We start from the raw sequence: 18,111 nt of genomic DNA, 5'->3' as shown, positions 1-18,111 counted from the left end.
CCCCGGTTCTGCTGTCTGCTCAGGCCTTGGCCGGGGCTTCGCTGTAGCGCTTGATCATCCACCACTGCTGCAACAGGCCCAGGCCGCCGTTGGTGACCCAGTACAGCACCAGGCCCGAGGGGAAGAAGATCATGATCACGCCGAAGATCAGCGGCATCAGCTGCATGATCTTCTGCTGCATGGGATCGACACCGACCATCGGCGACAACTTCTGCGTCGCCCACATGATCGCGATGTTGAGCACCGGCAGGATGAAGTAGGGATCGCGTGCGGTCAGGTCCTGGATCCACAGCATCCACGGGGCGTGACGCAGCTCCACCGACTCGAGCAGCACCCAGTACAGGGCGAAGAACACCGGCATCTGCAGCAGCACCGGCAGACAGCCGCCGATCGGATTGATCTTCTCCTTCTTGTACAGCTCCATCATCGCCATCTGGAACTTCTGCTTATCGTCCCCGTAGCGTTCCTTGAGCTGAGCGATACGCGGCTGGAACTTGCGCATCTTCGCCATCGACTTGTACTGCGCGACCGACAGCGGGTAGAGCGCCAACTTCACCAGCAGCACCAGGCCGATGATCGACCAGCCCCAGTTGCCGATCAGGCCGTGCAGCTTGGCCAGCACCCAGAACAGGCCTTCGCCGAGCATTGCGAACAGGGTGAAGCGGCTGTAGTCGACGACGCGGTCCAAGCCGCGCACGCCCTGTGCCTTGATCAGGTCGACCTGCTTGGGCCCGATCCACAGCCGGGCGCTGGTGGCGGCCTGCTGGCCAGCGGCGACCGAGATCGGCGGGCCGAGCTCGCGGATCAGGTAGCGCGGCGCGCCGGTGCTGCGATCGACCTGCATCGAGATCGTGCTCGCATCGTCGGCGCGCGGGATCCAGGCGCTGAAGAAGTGGTGCTGCGCCATCGCGATCCACACCTGCGTGTCTTTCGCGTTGAGCGGACCGTCGCTTTCGAAATCGCCGAGCTGGCGGCGGCTGTAGCCGATCTCGCTGCCGAACCAGGTCGCACCGACCAGGCTGTAGGACTCGGGGTTGGTCATGCCGCGCTTGACCGCAGGCGCGGTGCGCATCAGCTGGCGATACGCGAAGCCCTGCCACGGTGCGCTGCCGGCATTGACGATCTCGTCGCGCACTTCGATCGCGTAGTCGGCCCGTGAGAACACGAAGTTGCGGCGGATGGTGACGCCGTCGGCGCCCGTCCACACGAACGGCACCACCAAGGTGCCTTCGCCGTCGGCCAGCGTGTAGGTCGAGGCCTGGCCCTCGGGTACGAACGCACCCTCGTGACTGGGCGCGGCGTTGTTGCCGCTGACCCAACCGGCCTGGGCGACGTAGTAATGCAGCGGATCGGCGTCGAGCATCCGCACCGGCGGGCTGCCAGCGTCCCGGGTCTGCGGGTAGGCCAGCAGGTCGGCCTCGACCACGTTGCCGCCGTCGAGCACGACGCGCAGCACATCGGTCTGCACCACCACCCGGCGCGCAGCGGCGGCGGCACTGGTCGCCGGCGCGGTGCTCGCACCCGGGACGGTGGGCGCCGCGGTCGCGGCCGGTGCTTCGGGGACAGCGGCACCTGGTGCCTGCGGCGTCGGCACCGTCGGCGAGCCGGCGGTGGCGGCGCTGGTCTGGGCCGGCTGCGCGGCGGCCGCCTTTTCCTTGCCCCACTCCATCCAGAGCAGCACGGCAACCATCAGCCAGGCGAGGATCAGGAAAGTACGGATCTGGTTCATCAGGCGGGCAGGCTCATGCGCCGGGCGTCGCCGGCGTGGATGGAATCGGGGAAGCGGGCATTGTGCCGACCGGGGCGTCCAGCGGCAACGCGCGGGCACGCCGCAATGCGGAGACGAAGGCCGTGCGCAGCGCGGCGTTGTCGGCGCCGGCCGCAGGCGGGCGAGCGACGACGACATAACTGCCGGGCTTGAGCGCCGCCTGGAGGAGGCGGAATTGGTCGCGCAGCACGCGCTTGATGCGGTTGCGGCCGACTGCGCGCTTATCGACCTTGCGCGAGACCGCCAGTCCGAGACGGGCTGGGCCGGGCTCGGGCAACAGATGCACGGCCAGCAACGGCGACGCGGTCCGCGTCGCGCTGGCGAAGATGCGATCGAAATCGGCACGCGCGCGAACGCGCACGTGCCGCGGGTAGCGGGCACCTGCGTTCATCGGGATGGCGCGGCGGACGGAACGGCGCGCGGCAGGTTGCGGCGCACCGTTCCGGCAGGAAGCATCCTGGCGGCGATTAGGCCGAGAGGACCTTGCGGCCCTTGGCGCGGCGACGGGCCAGGATCTTGCGGCCGTCGGCGGTCGCCATGCGGGCACGGAAGCCGTGGTCGCGCTTGCGCTTGAGGTTGCTGGGTTGGTAAGTGCGCTTGGTAGCCATGGTGACGCCTTCTGGGGCAACGCGACGAAAAGGAACCGGAAATTCTAGCGGCGCCCCGCCTGGCCGGTCAAGTCGGCCCTCCGACACGGGACGGGCGCGCCGCCGCGTCGCAGGGCGAGTGCCGACGGCGACATGGTAGTCTGCCAGCCCTCTTTCCCGGTGCCGGAAGTCGCGCGGCTGCGCGACGGCCGCACCGTACTTTTTGGTCGATTGCGCGCCCTATGGATGTCTGGCCCCGCTGCCTCCAACGCCTCGAAGCCGAGTATCCGGCCGAGGAAGTCCACACCTGGCTCAAGCCGCTGCAGGCCCGGGCCGATGCGCAGGCCACCGTGCTCTACGCGCCGAATGCGTTCGTCCGCGACGAGGTGCAGGCGCGCTACATGCCTCGCATCCGCGAGCTGCTGGCGCATTTCGCCGGCCATGACGAGGTGAGCCTGCAGGTCGGGTCGCTGCCACGCGCTGCCGCCCCGCCGCCGCCACACGCCGCGCCCGCGGCATTCGGCGAGTCCCGCTCCAGTACGCCGGCGGCGCCGATCGAGGCGTTCGCCGGCAACATGGACAGCCATTACACCTTCGACAACTTCGTCGAAGGCCGCAGCAACCAGATGGGTCGGGCCGCGGCCTGGCAGGCCGCGCTCAAGCCCGGCGACCGCGCGCACAACCCGCTGCTGCTCTACGGCGGCACCGGCCTGGGCAAGACCCATCTGATGTTCGCCGCCGGCAACGAGATGCGCCGGCAGAACCCCCGCGCGCGCGTGCTGTACCTGCGCTCGGAGGAGTTCTACAGCGCGTTCTTCCGCTCGATCCAGGAGAAGACGTCGGACCAGTTCAAGCGCCAGTTCCGCCAGATCGACGCGCTGCTGATCGACGACATCCAGTTCTTCGCCGGCAAGGACCGCACCCAGGAAGAGTTCTTCCACACCTTCAACACGCTGTTCGACAGCAAGCAGCAGATCATCATGACCTGCGACCGCTATCCGCGTGAGGTCGACGGCCTGGAGCCGCGGCTCAAGTCGCGGCTGGCGTGGGGGCTGTCGGTGGCGATCGACCCGCCGGACTTCGAGACGCGCGCCGCGATCGTGCTGGCCAAGGCCGCCGAGCGCGGCACCCAGGTCCCTGACGACGTGGCGTTCCTGCTCGCCAAGAAGATGCATTCGAACGTGCGCGACCTGGAGGGCGCGCTCAACACGCTGGCCGCGCGCGCCAACTTCATGGGGCGGGCAATCACCGTCGAGTTCGCGACCGAGACGCTGCGCGACCTGCTGCGGGCCCAGCAGCAGGCGATCAGCATCGCCAACATCCAGAAGGTCGTCGCCGACTACTACGGGCTGCAGATCAAGGACCTGCTGTCCAAGCGTCGGACACGCTCGCTGGCGCGGCCCCGACAGGTGGCGATGGCCCTGTCCAAGGAGCTGACCGAGCACAGCCTGCCGGAGATCGGCGAGGCCTTTGCCGGGCGCGACCACACGACGGTGCTGCATGCCTGCCGCCAGATCCGCACCCTGATCGAAAGTGACGGCAAGTTGCGCGAGGATTGGGACAAGCTGATCCGCAAGCTCAGCGAGTAAGCTGCGCAAATCCGGGGATTGCACAACACCGGGACGCGCAGTGGACAGCATGTGGATAATTTCGGACCTGCAAAGTTGCCCACAGCTTGATCCACTTCTCCACAGGCACTGTCCACCGGGTTTGAAGGCGTGAAATCTCGTTTGAAATCAGTGGCTTAAATGAGATATCACCCGGTTTTCGCTGCATCCAGCTCCACCTTTTTTAGATTTATAACCATCTTAAGAAAGCACGGCTCAAGGGGATAACACCGACATGCGCTTCAGTCTGCAACGCGAAACCCTGCTCAAGCCGCTGGCCCAGGTCGTCAACGTCGTCGAGCGGCGTCAGACCCTGCCCGTGCTGGCGAACCTGCTGGTCCAGGTCCAGGATGGGCAGCTGTCGTTGACCGGTACCGACCTCGAAGTCGAGATGGTCTCGCGCCGCGCCGTCGACGACGCACAGGACGGTGAGACCACGATTCCCGCACGCAAGCTGTTCGACATCGTTCGTGCGTTGCCCGACGGCAGCAAGGTCGCGATCTCGCAGTCGGGCGACAAGATCACGGTGCAGGCCGGCCGCAGCCGCTTCACGCTGGCGAGCCTGCCGGCAGGCGACTTCCCGTCGGTGGACGAGGTCGAGGCGACCGAACGCATCGCGGTGCCGGAAGCCGCGCTCAAGGAGCTGATCGAACGGACCGCGTTCGCCATGGCGCAGCAGGACGTGCGCTATTACCTCAACGGCCTGCTGTTCGACCTGGGCGAAACCCGCCTGCGCTGCGTGGCGACCGATGGTCACCGGCTGGCGCTGTGCGAGACCGAACTCGAAGCGGCGGTGCAGACCAAGCGCCAGATCATCCTGCCGCGCAAGGGTGTCACCGAGCTGCAGCGCCTGCTCGAGGGCGGCGACAAGATTCTGGAGCTGGAGCTGGGCCGCAACCATCTGCGAGTCAAGCGCGACGATGTGACGTTCACCAGCAAGCTGATCGACGGTCGCTTCCCCGACTACGAAGCCGTGATTCCGATCGGTGCCGACCGCGAAGTCGCAGTGGACCGCGAGCTGCTGCGCGCGGCGCTGCAGCGCGTGGCGATCCTGTCCAACGAGAAGTACCGTGGTGTGCGCGTCGAGGTCTCGCCGGGGATGCTGCGGATCAATGCGCACAACCCCGAGCAGGAAGAGGCGCACGAAGAGGTCGAGGCCGATACGAAGGTCGACGAGCTCGCGGTCGGTTTCAACGTCAACTACCTGCTCGACGCGCTGACTGCGCTGCGTGGCGAACAGGTGATCCTGAAGCTGCGCGATGCCAACTCCTCGGCGCTGGTGCGCGAGGCCGCGGACGAGCGCAGCCGCCACGTGGTCATGCCGCTGCGTCTCTGACGACCGGACTATCATGCGCGGGCCCGCCCGACGCACTGTTTCACGTGGAACAAGCGCCCGGCCATGCCGGGCGTTTTCCGTTGTCGACTTCACAGGACTTGCGTGCAGCTCACTCGACTCGATCTTGGCCGCGTACGGAACCTGGATGCGGTCTCCCTCGCGCCGGGACCGCGCCTGAATCTGTTGCTGGGCGCCAATGGTGCCGGCAAGAGCAGCGTGCTCGAGGGCCTGCACCTGATGGCCTATGGCCGCAGCTTTCGCGGCCGGGTGCGCGATGGCCTGATCCAGCGGGGCGCCGAAGCGCTGGAGGTCTATGCGGAGTGGCGACCGGACCCCGCACGTCCCGAGCAGCGGCGGCGCGCGGGGCTGCGCCATAGCGGGCAGGCGTGGACGGGGCGGCTCGATGGTCAGTCCGTCGGCCAACTCGGCGAGTTGTGCGCCGCACTGATGGTGGTGACCTTCGAACCTGGCAGCCACGCACTGATGTCCGGCGGAAGCGAGATCCGACGCCGCTATCTCGATTGGGGATTGTTCCACGTGGAACAGGACTTTCTGACGCAGTGGCGGCGCTACGCGCGAGCGCTGCGCCAACGCAACGCGTTACTGAAGGCTGGCGTTGGTGGTTCGCAGCTGGACGCCTGGGATCACGAGCTCGCGGACGCGGGCCAGCCGCTCGATCTGCGCCGCGAGGCCTATCTGGCGCGGTTGCAGACGGCGCTGCAGCGGATCGCAGCGGTGCTGGCCCCTACGCTGGGGGAGGCGACCCTGTCGTTCCAGCCAGGGTGGCGCAGGAACGACCTGTCGCTGGCGGACGCACTGCTGGTCGCGCGCGATCGGGATCGTGCGCTTGGTCATACCTCCGTCGGGCCACATCGCGCGGACTGGCGGATCGCCTTCGAGGCGCGGCCCGAACAAGGATTGCTGTCGCGCGGCCAGGCCAAGCAGGCCGCGCTGTGCTGCCTGCTTGCACAGGCAGCGGACTGTGCCGACGCGGCTGGCGGGCGCTGGCCCGTCGTCGCGCTGGACGACCTGGCATCGGAGCTGGATCGCGATCACCAGCGCCAGGTACTTGAGTTCCTCCATGCTGCGGATGCGCAGGTGCTATTGACGGGCACCGAGCGGCCGCCGCACTGGCCAGCGGAGTTGCTCGCTGACGTGCGTGTGTTCCACGTGGAACACGGCAAGATCGAAGGCGCCGGCCAGGGCAGGTGACTTGCCTCGACGGTCGTACCGACGTCGAGGATGGTTCCACGTGGAACCGGCCCGGTGCGCAAGGTAGTGTTGGCGTGTTTCACGTGGAACCACGCGCCGCCCCCTCCAGGTCCCACTGCCCGCGTCTGGCACATGCGCTACCGATGGAGCGCGGAACCAACTTCTGCGCTTGCCGGCTTGGCGCCATGCATTCGGTTGGTAGGGATCTGCTTCGTTGCCGACAAAAGAGGCCGAGCCATCGAAGACGGGTCTCCCATTGCGCCTGCCGATGGCCAGGACGTGGGCCGCCACATCTTGGTGTTCTGCCGCCGATCCTCAGGCCATCCAATAGCGCAATGCTCGCTGGCTGGCGGATGCCGCCGCCATGGCCGCCGACTCTCGGGCGCTGGCGGCCATGGCGCATGCGCCTGGCGCGGCGCGGGCAATGCGCGTCAGCGATCGCCGGGGCAGGGGGTACCCCACGGACGCGCCGCAGCGCACATCGCATCCGTCGCCGTCGAGCGCCGGTGTCTGCAAAGCCGCTGGACGCGCTCAGAAGGGGGCGGCGCGTCGCTTGCTTCAATCGTCGCGACAACATGGGCGTGCGGCGATGCGCCGTACGAACGTACTCGCAAGCGGTAATCAGCCTTCGGCAGAGCCCGTGAGGTCCTGCGACCCACGTCGCATGAGCGCCCGCCCAGTGGCAGCATCGTCCCGAATCTGTGCCGCCACAGCCGAAGGTTCCACGTGGAACCTCCCCGGGGAGGGCTGGGGGCGGGGTGGTATGATGGCCCTCTATGCCGGCCTGTTCGACCGCCGCATGTGCCTCGCGGCGCTTGCGCGTCGCGGACCGCGCGCCTGCCAGACAGCGAATCGAATGAGCGACGAGACCATCCACGGCGGCGCCCCCGCCAATACCGATTACGATTCCAGCCGGATCACCGTGCTGCGCGGCCTCGAGGCCGTCCGCAAGCGGCCGGGCATGTACATCGGCGACGTACACGATGGCACCGGCCTGCACCACATGGTGTTCGAGGTCGTGGACAACGCGATCGACGAAGCGCTCGCCGGCCATGCCGACGAGGTCGTCGTGACGATCCACGAGGACGGCTCGGTTTCGGTGTCCGACAACGGCCGCGGCATCCCGGTCGACATCCACAAGGAAGAGGGCGTGTCGGCCGCGCAGGTCATCATGACCCAGCTGCACGCCGGCGGTAAGTTCGACGACAACAGCTACAAGGTCTCCGGCGGCCTGCACGGCGTGGGCGTTTCGGTGGTCAATGCGCTGAGCGAGAAGCTCACGCTCGACATCTGGCGCGACGGCTACCACCACCATCAGGAATATGCGACCGGCGAGCCGGTGGCCCCGCTCGAGCGCCGCGAGGCCTCGACCAAGCGCGGCACCACGCTGCGCTTCTGGCCGGCCGTGGCGACGTTCAGTGACGTCACCTTCCACTACGACATCCTGGCCCGTCGCCTGCGCGAACTCTCGTTCCTCAACTCCGGCGTCAAGGTCACCCTGGTCGATCTGCGCGGGGAAGGGCGGCGCGATACCTACCAGTACGAAGGCGGCATCCGTTCGTTCGTCGAGCATCTGGCACAGCTCAAGACGCCGCTGCATCCCAACGTGATCTCCGTCACGGGCGAGCAGAGCGGCATCACCGTCGATGTCGCGCTGCAGTGGACCGACGCGTACCAGGAAACGATGTTCTGCTTCACCAACAACATCCCGCAGAAGGACGGCGGCACGCATCTGCAGGGCTTCCGCGCTGCGCTCACGCGCACGTTGACGCAGTACATCGAGCACAACGGCATCGCCAAGCAGGCCAAGGTCGCGCTGTCGGGCGACGACATGCGCGAGGGCATGATCGCGGTGCTGTCGGTGAAGGTGCCCGACCCGAGTTTCTCGTCGCAGACCAAGGAAAAGCTGGTCTCCTCCGAAGTCCGCCCGGTCGTCGAGAGTGCGTTCGGCCAGCGGCTGCAGGAGTTCCTCGAGGAAAACCCGAACGAAGCGCGCGCGATCGCCGGCAAGATCGTCGATGCCGCCCGTGCGCGTGAGGCCGCGCGCAAGGCGCGCGATCTGACCCGCCGCAAGGGGGCGCTGGACATCGCCGGCCTGCCGGGCAAGCTCGCCGATTGCCAGGAAAAGGACCCGGCGCTGTCGGAACTGTTCATCGTCGAGGGCGACTCGGCCGGCGGTTCGGCCAAGCAGGGCCGCAATCGCCGCAACCAGGCGGTGCTGCCGCTGCGCGGCAAGATCCTCAACGTCGAGCGCGCGCGGTTCGACCGCATGCTCGCGTCGGCCGAAGTCGGCACGCTGATCACCGCGCTCGGCACGGGCATCGGCAAGGACGAGTACAACCCCGACAAGCTGCGCTACCACCGCATCATCATCATGACCGACGCCGACGTCGACGGCTCGCATATCCGCACGCTGCTGCTGACGTTCTTCTACCGGCAGATGCCGGAGCTGATCGAGCGCGGTCATGTCTACATCGGCCTGCCGCCGCTGTACAAGATCAAGCAGGGCAAGAACGAGCTCTATCTCAAGGACGACGCGGCGCTCGACGCCTATCTGGCCGGCAATGCGGTCGAGGGTGCGCAGTTGATTCCCGCGGCCGGCGAACCGGCGATCGAAGGTGTTGCCCTGGAACGTCTGCTGCTCGATTTCGCAGCGGCCAAGGACGCGATCGCGCGCAACGCACACCGTTACGATCCGGCCGTGCTGGAACTGCTGCTCGACGCCGCGCCGCTGTCGGGCGATGCCGAGGCCGCGCAGGATGCACTGCGTGCGCTGGAAGGACGTCTCAACCAGTCCGGGCTGGGCCGTCCGCGTTACCGGTTCTCGGTGCAGCCGGCCAATGAATCGCGCGGCGCGGTGCTGACGATCGAACGCCAGCACATGGGCGTCGACCTGATCCAGATGGTGCCGCTGGCCGCGCTTGAAAGCGGCGACCTGCGTGCCGTCGGCGAGATCGCGCGCCAGCTGCACGGCCTGATCCGAGAAGGCGCGCAGATCGTCCGCGGCAATCGCGCCCAGCCGGTCAAGACCTTCGCAGGCGCCCAGGCGTGGCTGCTCGAGGAAGCCAAGAAGGGGCGGCAGATCCAGCGCTTCAAGGGCCTGGGCGAAATGAATCCCGAGCAGCTGTGGGACACGACGGTCAATCCCGAGACGCGACGCCTGCTGCAGGTGCGGATCGAGGACGCGGTCGCCGCCGACGAGATCTTCAGCACGCTGATGGGCGATGTCGTCGAGCCGCGCCGCGCCTTCATCGACGACAACGCGCTCAAGGTCGCCAACCTCGACGTCTGAGGACGCGCGCCGCGCGGCCTGCGCCGCGCAGGCCGTGCGCCCGGATTGACGGAACGTTAATCCGGGCCGCACTACAACGGATGCCCTGACCATCCGTATTCGAGCAAGGGGAAGCCCGACCATGAAAGCGCCCATCGCAGCCGTGACCGTTGCGTTGCTGCTCACCGCCTGCGCCACCACCACGTCGCCGACCGGGCGCACCCAGTACGTGGGCGGCGTCTCCCAGGCCCAGCTCAACCAGATGGGCGAGCAGGCGTTTGCCGAGACCAAGGCCAAGACCCGGCAGTCGAGCGACGCCCGGCAACAGGCTTACGTGCGCTGCATCGTGACCGACATCGTGCGCGAGCTGCCCGCCAACTGGCAGCAGCTCAAGTGGGAGTCGGTGGTGTTCGTCGACGACAACCCCAACGCATTCGCGCTGCCCGGCGGCAAGGTCGGTGTCCATACCGGCATCCTGACCGTGGCCAAGAATCAGGACCAACTGGCGGCCGTCATCGCGCACGAGATCGGCCACGTCTATGCCAACCATCACGACGAGCGCATCACCCGCCAGCTCGGTGCCCAGGGCGCACTCGGCGTCGCCGGTGCGTTGCTCGGCTCGCGCTACGGCGAAGGCGCGCAGCAGACCACCAGCCAGCTCGGCGGCGCGGCGTTGCAGGCGACGTTCCTGCTGCCCGGTACCCGCACGCAGGAAACCGAGGCCGACGTGGTGGGGCAGGAGCTCATGGCCAAGGCCGGGTTCGACCCGCGCGCGGCCGTTGCGCTGTGGCAGAACATGATCACCGCCAGCGGCGGCAATCAGCCGCCGCAGTGGCTATCGACCCACCCCAACCCGCAGAACCGCATCGCCGAACTGCAGGCGCGCGCGACGTCGCTGGTGCCGGTCTACGAGCAGGCCCGCGCGGCCGGTCGCCGCCCCAACTGCGGTTGATCGGGCTGCCCACGACGGTCGAGCGTCGGCCATAATCGCCGTCCAGACTCCTGCGCCCGCGTTCGCGGCGCATCCACCCCAATCGAGGTGATCCGATGTCCAAGTCCCGTTTCTCTCACAAGGCGCTGGTCGCCGCGATGACCACTGCGCTGCTAGCCTTCGCTGTGCCGGCGATGGCGCAGGACGAGGGCGGTAGCGATCGCAGCGAGCGCAGCAGCCGTGCGGACCGCAGTTCGCGCTCGGCCGATCGCAGCGAGCGCCGTGGCGGCCGCCAGGCGCAGCAGAAGGAAGAAGCGCGCTATCCCAACGCCACGCGCAAGGAGCCGGGCGTGCAGGCCAGCCAGCGTGTGGTCAAGGATCTCAACGCGTTGTCGGAGGCCTACAACGCGCAGGACGCGGCGAAGGGGCTGCCGCTGGCCGAGCAGATCATCGCCAACGAGCGCGCGAACGAGTACGACAAGTCGATGGCCGCGCTGCTTGCCGGCCAGTTCCTGCTCAACGACGACAACGCCCGTGCAATCACGTACCTGGAACAGGCGATCGCCGGTGGCGGCCTGGACAACAACAACCACTTCCAGGCGATGCTGATCGTCGCCCAGCTGCAGGCGCAGGAGCAGGACTATGCCGCCGCGCTGGCGTCGCTGGAGCGCTATCTCGCCGAGTCCGGATCGTCCGATCCCAAGGATCAGGCGCTCAAGGGCAATCTGCTCTATCGCCTCGAGCGTTACCCCGAGGCGATCGCCACGCTCAAGCCGCTGGTTGAAGGCGGCGGCGAGGTCGATCCACAGTGGACGCAGGTGCTGATGGGCGCCTACGCCGAGTCGGGCAACACCGCCGAGGCCACGCGCCTGGCCGAACAGGTCGCGCAGGCGACGCCGGACGACAAGCGCTCGCAGATCAACCTCGCCGTGTCCTACCTGCAGACCGATCAGAACGACAAGGCGATCGAGGTGTTCGAGCGTCTGCGCAGCAGCGGCCAACTGACCGAGGACACGGAGTACCGCAACCTCTACGCGCTGTATCTCAACAGCGACGGCAAGGAGCGCGAGGCGATCGCGGTGATCAACGAAGGCCTGCAGAAGAACATCCTGCCGTCCGACTACCGCACGCTGTCGGCGCTCGCCCAGGCGTACTACTTCTCCGACCAGATCGAGCCGGCGATCGAGACCTGGCGCAAGGCGGCGCCGCTGGCCGAGAACGGCGAGACCTACCTCAACCTGGCGCGTGCACTGCACCAGGAAGGCCGCAGCGCCGAAGCCAAGGAGGCCGCGCGCCAGGCGATCGCCAAGGGGCTCAAGTCCAATGCCGACGCGGAGCGAATCATCTCCGCCCGTTAAGGAAAAGTTCTGCGCGTCACGGATGGTGCACGTTACTCGGATTGGTATAAGCTTCAGGATTCCTGCCGCCAGACAGGGCGGCAGGTTGACCTTTCCACCGGAGCGTTTCGCTCTGGCCTCACGTGAGTTCTCCGCATGACGCAACGCTCGACGACGACCAACGACGAAGACGAAGGCCTGAACTGGGCCCGCATCGCCGGATTCACGATGGTGGTCGCCTTCCACGCCGCCGCGGTCATGCTGCTGCTGGCGCCGGTGAATCCGCCGAACGCTGCCCCCGAAGAAGAGATGGCCACCCGCGTGGTCATCATCGAGCCGCCGCCGCCGCCGCCCCCGCCGCCGCCCCCGCCGCCCGAACCGCCGAAGCCGCAGCCCATCAAGGAGCTGTCGCCGCCGCGACCGACACCGGTGCCACCGCCGCCCGAAGCGCCGCCGGTCGTGTTCGACGATCCGTCGCCGATGGATGCCCCGGCCCCGCCGCCGGCTCCGCCCGCGCCGCCCGCGCAGGTCGCCGACATCGGTGCCAGCGTCGACATCTCGTCGAAGAACATGAACCCGCCGCGCTACCCGCCGGCCGCCGCCCGTGCCCAGATCGAGGGCACCGTCATCCTCGTCATCGACGTCGATGCGCAGGGCAACGTCACCAACGTCTCGGTCGAGAAGTCCAGCCGCAACCGCGATCTCGACCGCGCCGCGATCGAGGCCGCCCGCAAGTGGTCGTTCGCTCCGGCGATGAAGAATGGCCAGCCGGCCGCCGGTCGCGTCCGCGTCCCGGTCGACTTCAGCCTGAGTTGATCATGGCGGCCTAAGGGCCGCGCAGATTCGGCGCCCGTTCGCGGGTGCCTGTTAGTCCCCGCGTCACGTTCCACTTCTTCAAACCACTACATCTAGAAGGTAAGCGTTATGCTGCAGGAAACCACCACCGCCCCGACCGGAGCCGGCAACGCTGCAGCCCTGCAGCAGATGGGCTTCGCGGACATGATTCAGCACATGGACGCGGTCGGCTGGGTCGTCCTCATCGTGCTCGTCACGATGTCGGCCATGTCGATCTACTGGATCATCTACAACGCGATCAAGAATGCCCGCCTGCGCGGCAGCTCGGACCGCGTCATCAACACGTTCTGGGAAACCCCGAACGCCCAGGATGCGATCCGTCACATGGAAGAGCAGCCCAAGAGCGAGCCCTTCTCGAAGGTCGCCCTGGACGCCGCCCAGGCCGCTGCGCACCACCAGCGTCACGAAGGCTCGCGCCTGGTCGAGTCGCTGAACCGCTCGGAGTTCGTCGACCGCGCGCTGCGTCAGGCCGTCACCCGTGAATCGCTGAAGCTCGAGAACGGCCTGACCGTGCTCGCGACCGTCGGTGCGACCGCGCCGTTCGTCGGTCTGCTCGGTACGGTGTGGGGCATCTACCGCGCCCTGATCCGCATCGGTGCCAGCGGCCAGGCCGACATCGGCGCAGTGGCAGGCCCCGTGGGCGAGGCGCTGATCATGACCGCGATCGGTCTGGGCGTCGCGATCCCGGCGGTGCTGGGCTACAACTTCTTCGTCCGCCTCAACCGCGGCACGAACAACAAGCTCGACACGTTCGCGCACGACCTGCACGACTTCTTCGCCACCGGTTCGCGCGTCGGCGATGCCGTCCCGCCGGCCAAGGTCTAAGAACGTACGTCAGTAGCGACAACGGAGTCCCGATATGGCTTTCAGCTCAGGTGGTGGCGGTAACGACAAGGTCAACGCCACGATCAACATCGTCCCGCTTGTCGACGTCATGCTGGTGCTGCTGATCATCTTCATGGTCACAGCACCGATGATGGCGCACAAGGTCAAGGTCGAGTTGCCGCAGGCCAATCTGGACGAGCGTCCGGATACGGCGCCCCCGGCGCCGCCGATCACGGTCGCGATCACCGACAGCGGCGAGATCTACGTCAACGACGAGCCGGTGTCGATTGAGTTGCTCGAGAGCACGCTGTCGGTCGAGGCGCAGAAGACGCCTCAGCCGCCGGTCAACATCCGGGCCGACTCGACCGCCAAGTACCGGACGGTCAACCAGGTGGTCAACGTTGCGCAGGCCCAGGGCATGCGCAAGGTCGGCTTCGTGGCGACGACCGAAAGCAACTAAACCGGAGCATCATCCATGGCATTTTCATCCGGTGGCGAAGGCCCAATGGCCGACATCAACATCATTCCGCTCTGCGACGTGATGTTGGTGCTGCTGATCATCTTCATGGTGACGGCGCCGCAGTTGTCCTATCCGATCGACATCGACCTGCCGCAGCGGTCGACCCAGCAGCCTGACAATCCGGTGGAACCGCCGGAGCCGATCAAGCTGCGCATCGACGGCTCGGGCCAGATCTTCTGGAACGACAGCCCGACGCCGGTCTCGGCGCTGCGCAACATGATGGAATCGGAAGTCCAGCGCGATCCGACCAACCAGCCCACGCTGGAGATCGACACCAACGAGGACGCCGATTACGGCGTGCTGGCGAAGGTGCTGGCCGAGGCCAAGAACGCGCAGATGCAGAAGATCGGATTCGTCCGCAAGTAATCCGCAATACCGCCGACGCGCCTGCAGCACGCTCGGCGCTTACCCTGCTTCATTTGACGCCGCCTTCGGGCGGCGTTTTTTTAGGTTCGACGCTGCCGCGTGGATGGTGTTGCTGCGCATGCGCGGCGCGAACACGATGAGAGGCGATGAGGGCGATCCGCGGGCACCGTTCGTCTTCCCGTTGCCGATGACACGGTGCCAACCTGCGCGAAGCGTCCCATCGCAGCCCCGCCGAGCGCGCGAGGCGCCCCGACCACTCCCGCACGCGGCGAAGGTACTCGCGACGCCCTCGCCTGTGCCGCGCTCACGCGGGAGCACATCAAAGCGCAGCCACTCACGCCTTCCCCCAGCGCGGGGGAAGATTGGGATGGCGGCGCTTTGCCGGCGTCAACGCTCTGCGTTGACGATCGCGAGATAGCGACCGACCGTGGGGGCAAGGCCGTCGTAGAGCGCCTCCCCGATCAGGGCGTGGCCGATGGAGACCTCGTCGACGGTGCCGAGCGCGTCGAGCAGCGCGCCGAGATTGGCCTGGCTCAGATCGTGACCGGCATTGACGCCCAAGCCGGCCGCGCGTGCGCGGCCGGCTGTGTCGACGAGACCGGGCAGCGCGGCCTCGGGCGTGCCGGCGGCGAAGGCTTCGGCCCAGGGGCCGGTGTAGAGCTCGATGCGATCGGCGCCGGTGGACACTGCCGCCTCGATGTCGGCGCCGGCATCGGCGAACAGGCTGACGCGGCAGCCCAGTGCGTGCAGTTGGGCGACCAGAGGATGCAGCACGGCGCTGTCGCGGGTGAAGTCGAAGCCGTGGTCGGAGGTCAGCTGTGCATCGCCGTCGGGCACCAGCGTGACTTGCGCGGGACGGACCTGTGCGCAGAGCGCGAGCAGGCCGGGATAAGCGCCGCGCGCAGGCGCGAATGGGTTGCCCTCGATGTTGAACTCGACGTCGCGCGCGGCCGTCAGTGCGCCCAGTGCGAGGACGTCATCGGTACGGATATGCCGGGCGTCGGGGCGCGGGTGCACGGTGATGCCGTGCGCGCCGGCATCCAGGCAAACCCGGGCGGCGTGCAGCACGTCGGGATCGCGCCCGCCGCGTGAGTTGCGCAGCACGGCGATCTTGTTGAGGTTGACGCTCAGTCGGGTCGTGCGCCGAGTGAGGACATTGCGCGCATCGCTCATGCGCCGGGCGGAGGTGGCAGGTCTGGCGTCGTGGCGGCGGCGGCCCGGCGGGCTTGCGCCTGCTCGCGCAGACGGCGCAGTTCCACCGGATCGACCATCATCGCTTCGCTGCGGCTGCGTTCGCCCACGCGCTGGGCCAGCAGACCGAGCACGCCGACGACGACCAGCGCCAGCGACAACAGCAGGGCAACCACCGCCACCGGCACCGATGTGGTGGTGAACGCAACGACGATCGCGCCGAGCGCGAGCAGCAGCAACAACCACGACATGGGCAGGGCCTCCGCCTGACTTGGGTGCAGTCTAACCGCTCGAAGGCGCAGCGCCAGAGGCCGAGTGTGACCTGCCATCGGAGCGTGATCGGCCGGTGTTGCCGCCCATCGTCGCGCGTCTGCGCTCAGGCGAACTCGGGCGGAAGATGGGCGGCGACCCGGGTCCAGTCGTGGACGATCGCGGCGGCGACGCGGCCGCGTGGCGTCGGTACCGCGCCGATATGGACCCGCAGGTGGACCAGCAGCCAGGCATCCGACCAGCCCGACCAGTTGCCGGCCACGCTGCGCAGGTTGGGCGCCAGCACCGGGTAGACCTCGCCCCACAGGGCGCGGTGCACTTCGTCGGCGCTGTAGCTGGTGTCGCGCACCACGCGGGCGATCGCGGCGATCGCGCCATCGTCGATCTCGGTGTCGAGAAACAGCGCCGACAGCGCTTGCCACAGCTGCAATCGCTTCGGCTCGACGGAGGGCTGGACGGGCGACGCCTTGTTGCTGGGGGGCATGGGAAGGTGTCCTCGTGCGCACGCGCGTCGGGCGGGCGCGTCTTGCGTGTCGACTACAGCAGCGGCGAGCACAGCCGTGCCAGCGCCTCGGGCAAGCGCGCGGTCAGCAGCGGGCGGTGCCTGCCGCGCTGCACGCGCGGGGCATGCGCGAACTCCCGTTCGATGATCTGCGCGAGCGCGGTGGCGACGCCCGGATCGTCGAACAGCACCGACAGCTCGAAGTTCAGCCGGAAACTCCGGTGGTCAAAGTTCGCGCTGCCGATGATCGCCAGGCTGTCGTCGATCAGCAGCGATTTGCTGTGCAGCATCCGCGAGCGGTACTCGTAGATCTTGACCCCGGCGACCAGCAGTTGACCGAAGTAGGATCGCGCGGCGAGCGTCACCAACTGCGAGTCGCTGGTGCGCGGCACCAACAGGCGCACGTCGAGTCCGGCGAGCGAGGCCGAGGTCAGCGCCATCATCGCCGCCTCGCCCGGCACGAAGTAGGGCGTCGTCAGCCAGACGCGATGCCGTGCGGCATGGATCGCGCCGACATGGAGGCGGTGGATCGCCTCCCAGTTCGAATCCGGGCCGGAGGTCAGTACCTGAGTGCGGATCGGGCCGGGGTCGGCGGCTGGCGTCTGCGCCTCGACATCGGCGAGGAAGTCGCGTCGGCCGGTCGCGTAGGCCCAGTCCTCGGCGAACACCAGTTGCAGCGTGCGCACCGACTTGCCGATCAGCCGCATGTGCAGATCGCGGTAGGCGTCGGCGCGCAGGCGCTCGTCCTGCTCGTCGGTGACATTCATCCCGCCGGTGTAGGCGATCCGGCCATCGATCACGACCAGCTTGCGATGGGTGCGCAGGTTGGTCCACGGGCGCTTCCAGACCCGCCCAAAGCGCATCGGGTGAAACCAGGCGAGTTCGCCGCCGGCCTCGACCAGTGCAGCGAAGAAACTGCGCCGGGCGCGCGTGCCGACGAAATCGAGCAGCAGCCGGACCCGCACACCGGCGCGCGCGCGCTCGACCAATGCGTCGCGCAGCGCGCTGCCGGTCGTGTCGGGCTCGAAGATGTAGTACTCCAGGTGCACGTGGTGGCGTGCCTGGGCGATGTCGGCGAGCAATGCGGTGTACTTCGCTGCGCCGTCGACCAGCAGATCCACCTCCGCCGACGAAGTCGCCGGCAATCCCGTCGTGTTCTGCGCCAGGCGGACGAGCTCGGCGGCGTCACCGTCTTCGCTGTCGATCTGGGCGCTGTGCATCCAAGCGCGGCTGCGGCTGCGACGCAGCCGGTTGCGATGGATCTTCTGCGGTCCGAACACGTGATAGATCAGAAAGCCCACGTAGGGCAGCAGCGCCAGGCCGAGCAGCCAGCTCATGGTCGCGACTGGCTCGCGCTTCTGCAGCACGATCCAGCCGCCCAGCAGAATCAGATAGAGCAGCCAGCCGGCGATCAGAAGCGCGAGCAGGTGCGGGGCGGTGACGAGCGAATCCCAGGCGCGCTGCACGGTCGGTTCCAGCCATGGCGGCGCCGGTCGCGCCGCGCACAGGATAAATGCGCACGCGGCCGCTGCG

At 67.7% G+C, this 18,111-nt stretch carries 17 protein-coding genes; 10 read left to right on the top strand and 7 right to left on the bottom strand.

The features are described from left to right. Positions 1-19: 19 nt before the first annotated feature. The 3 genes from yidC to rpmH form a co-directional block, all read right to left on the bottom strand. A complete protein-coding gene (yidC, locus tag ABE505_RS02875) occupies positions 20-1,729 on the bottom strand; it encodes a membrane protein insertase YidC (protein WP_346442047.1) in 1,710 nt (569 codons plus the stop codon). A 13-nt stretch (positions 1,730-1,742) separates the two neighbouring features. Beyond that, entirely contained in the window at positions 1,743-2,159 is a 417-nt protein-coding gene (rnpA, locus tag ABE505_RS02870; RefSeq protein WP_346442048.1) for a ribonuclease P protein component, read from the bottom strand. Positions 2,160-2,235: 76 nt separating this feature from the next. Further along, entirely contained in the window at positions 2,236-2,376 is a 141-nt protein-coding gene (gene rpmH, locus ABE505_RS02865) for a 50S ribosomal protein L34 (protein WP_047138036.1), read from the bottom strand. A 221-nt stretch (positions 2,377-2,597) separates the two neighbouring features. Here rpmH and dnaA point away from each other — a divergent pair, with 221 nt between their 5' ends. The 10 genes from dnaA to ABE505_RS02815 all read left to right on the top strand — a co-directional run bounded on the left by dnaA (position 2,598) and on the right by ABE505_RS02815 (position 14,615). After that, positions 2,598-3,944 carry a chromosomal replication initiator protein DnaA gene (dnaA, locus tag ABE505_RS02860; protein ID WP_346442049.1) on the top strand — a complete coding sequence of 449 codons (1,347 nt, stop codon included), beginning with the start codon at positions 2,598-2,600 and terminating at the stop codon, positions 3,942-3,944. Between the two features lie 253 nt (positions 3,945-4,197). Then, positions 4,198-5,298 carry a DNA polymerase III subunit beta gene (gene dnaN, locus ABE505_RS02855; RefSeq protein WP_346442050.1) on the top strand — a complete coding sequence of 367 codons (1,101 nt, stop codon included), beginning with the start codon at positions 4,198-4,200 and terminating at the stop codon, positions 5,296-5,298. 102 nt (positions 5,299-5,400) lie between these two features. Continuing rightward, positions 5,401-6,510, top strand: coding sequence for a DNA replication/repair protein RecF (recF, locus tag ABE505_RS02850; protein WP_346442084.1), 1,110 nt, complete (start codon positions 5,401-5,403; stop codon positions 6,508-6,510). A gap of 856 nt (positions 6,511-7,366) precedes the next feature. After that, positions 7,367-9,802, top strand: a complete 2,436-nt coding sequence (gene gyrB / locus ABE505_RS02845; protein ID WP_346442051.1) for a DNA topoisomerase (ATP-hydrolyzing) subunit B — start codon at positions 7,367-7,369, stop codon at positions 9,800-9,802. Positions 9,803-9,923: 121 nt separating this feature from the next. After that, on the top strand, positions 9,924-10,733 hold the full coding sequence (locus ABE505_RS02840; protein ID WP_346442052.1) for a M48 family metallopeptidase: 810 nt from the start codon (positions 9,924-9,926) through the stop codon (positions 10,731-10,733). A gap of 95 nt (positions 10,734-10,828) precedes the next feature. Then, positions 10,829-12,070, top strand: coding sequence for a tetratricopeptide repeat protein (locus tag ABE505_RS02835; protein WP_346442053.1), 1,242 nt, complete (start codon positions 10,829-10,831; stop codon positions 12,068-12,070). Between the two features lie 135 nt (positions 12,071-12,205). Next, entirely contained in the window at positions 12,206-12,865 is a 660-nt protein-coding gene (locus ABE505_RS02830; protein WP_346442054.1) for an energy transducer TonB, read from the top strand. Positions 12,866-12,973: 108 nt separating this feature from the next. Further along, complete coding sequence (locus ABE505_RS02825; RefSeq protein WP_047138029.1) at positions 12,974-13,729, top strand: MotA/TolQ/ExbB proton channel family protein; 756 nt, start codon at positions 12,974-12,976, stop codon at positions 13,727-13,729. Between the two features lie 34 nt (positions 13,730-13,763). Then, positions 13,764-14,189: a biopolymer transporter ExbD gene (locus tag ABE505_RS02820; RefSeq protein ID WP_047138028.1), complete on the top strand. Its 426-nt coding sequence runs from the start codon at positions 13,764-13,766 to the stop codon at positions 14,187-14,189. Between the two features lie 15 nt (positions 14,190-14,204). Further along, a complete protein-coding gene (locus tag ABE505_RS02815) occupies positions 14,205-14,615 on the top strand; it encodes a biopolymer transporter ExbD (RefSeq protein WP_346442055.1) in 411 nt (136 codons plus the stop codon). 387 nt (positions 14,616-15,002) lie between these two features. Here the strand turns inward: ABE505_RS02815 and ABE505_RS02810 are convergent, their stop codons facing one another. The 4 genes from ABE505_RS02810 to cls form a co-directional block, all read right to left on the bottom strand. Further along, a complete protein-coding gene (locus ABE505_RS02810) occupies positions 15,003-15,788 on the bottom strand; it encodes a pyridoxine 5'-phosphate synthase (protein WP_346442056.1) in 786 nt (261 codons plus the stop codon). Beyond that, positions 15,785-16,057, bottom strand: coding sequence for a hypothetical protein (locus ABE505_RS02805; RefSeq protein ID WP_346442057.1), 273 nt, complete (start codon positions 16,055-16,057; stop codon positions 15,785-15,787). The genes ABE505_RS02810 and ABE505_RS02805 overlap by 4 nt, the downstream gene beginning before the upstream one ends. A gap of 125 nt (positions 16,058-16,182) precedes the next feature. Continuing rightward, positions 16,183-16,560, bottom strand: a complete 378-nt coding sequence (locus ABE505_RS02800) for a hypothetical protein (protein WP_346442058.1) — start codon at positions 16,558-16,560, stop codon at positions 16,183-16,185. 53 nt (positions 16,561-16,613) lie between these two features. After that, positions 16,614-18,044, bottom strand: a complete 1,431-nt coding sequence (gene cls / locus ABE505_RS02795; protein WP_346442059.1) for a cardiolipin synthase — start codon at positions 18,042-18,044, stop codon at positions 16,614-16,616. Positions 18,045-18,111 lie beyond the last annotated feature (67 nt).

Source organism: Luteimonas sp. TWI382 (assembly GCF_039674545.1).
Taxonomy (GTDB): Bacteria; Pseudomonadota; Gammaproteobacteria; order Xanthomonadales; family Xanthomonadaceae; genus Luteimonas.
This window is presented reverse-complemented; position numbering and strand designations above follow the sequence as displayed.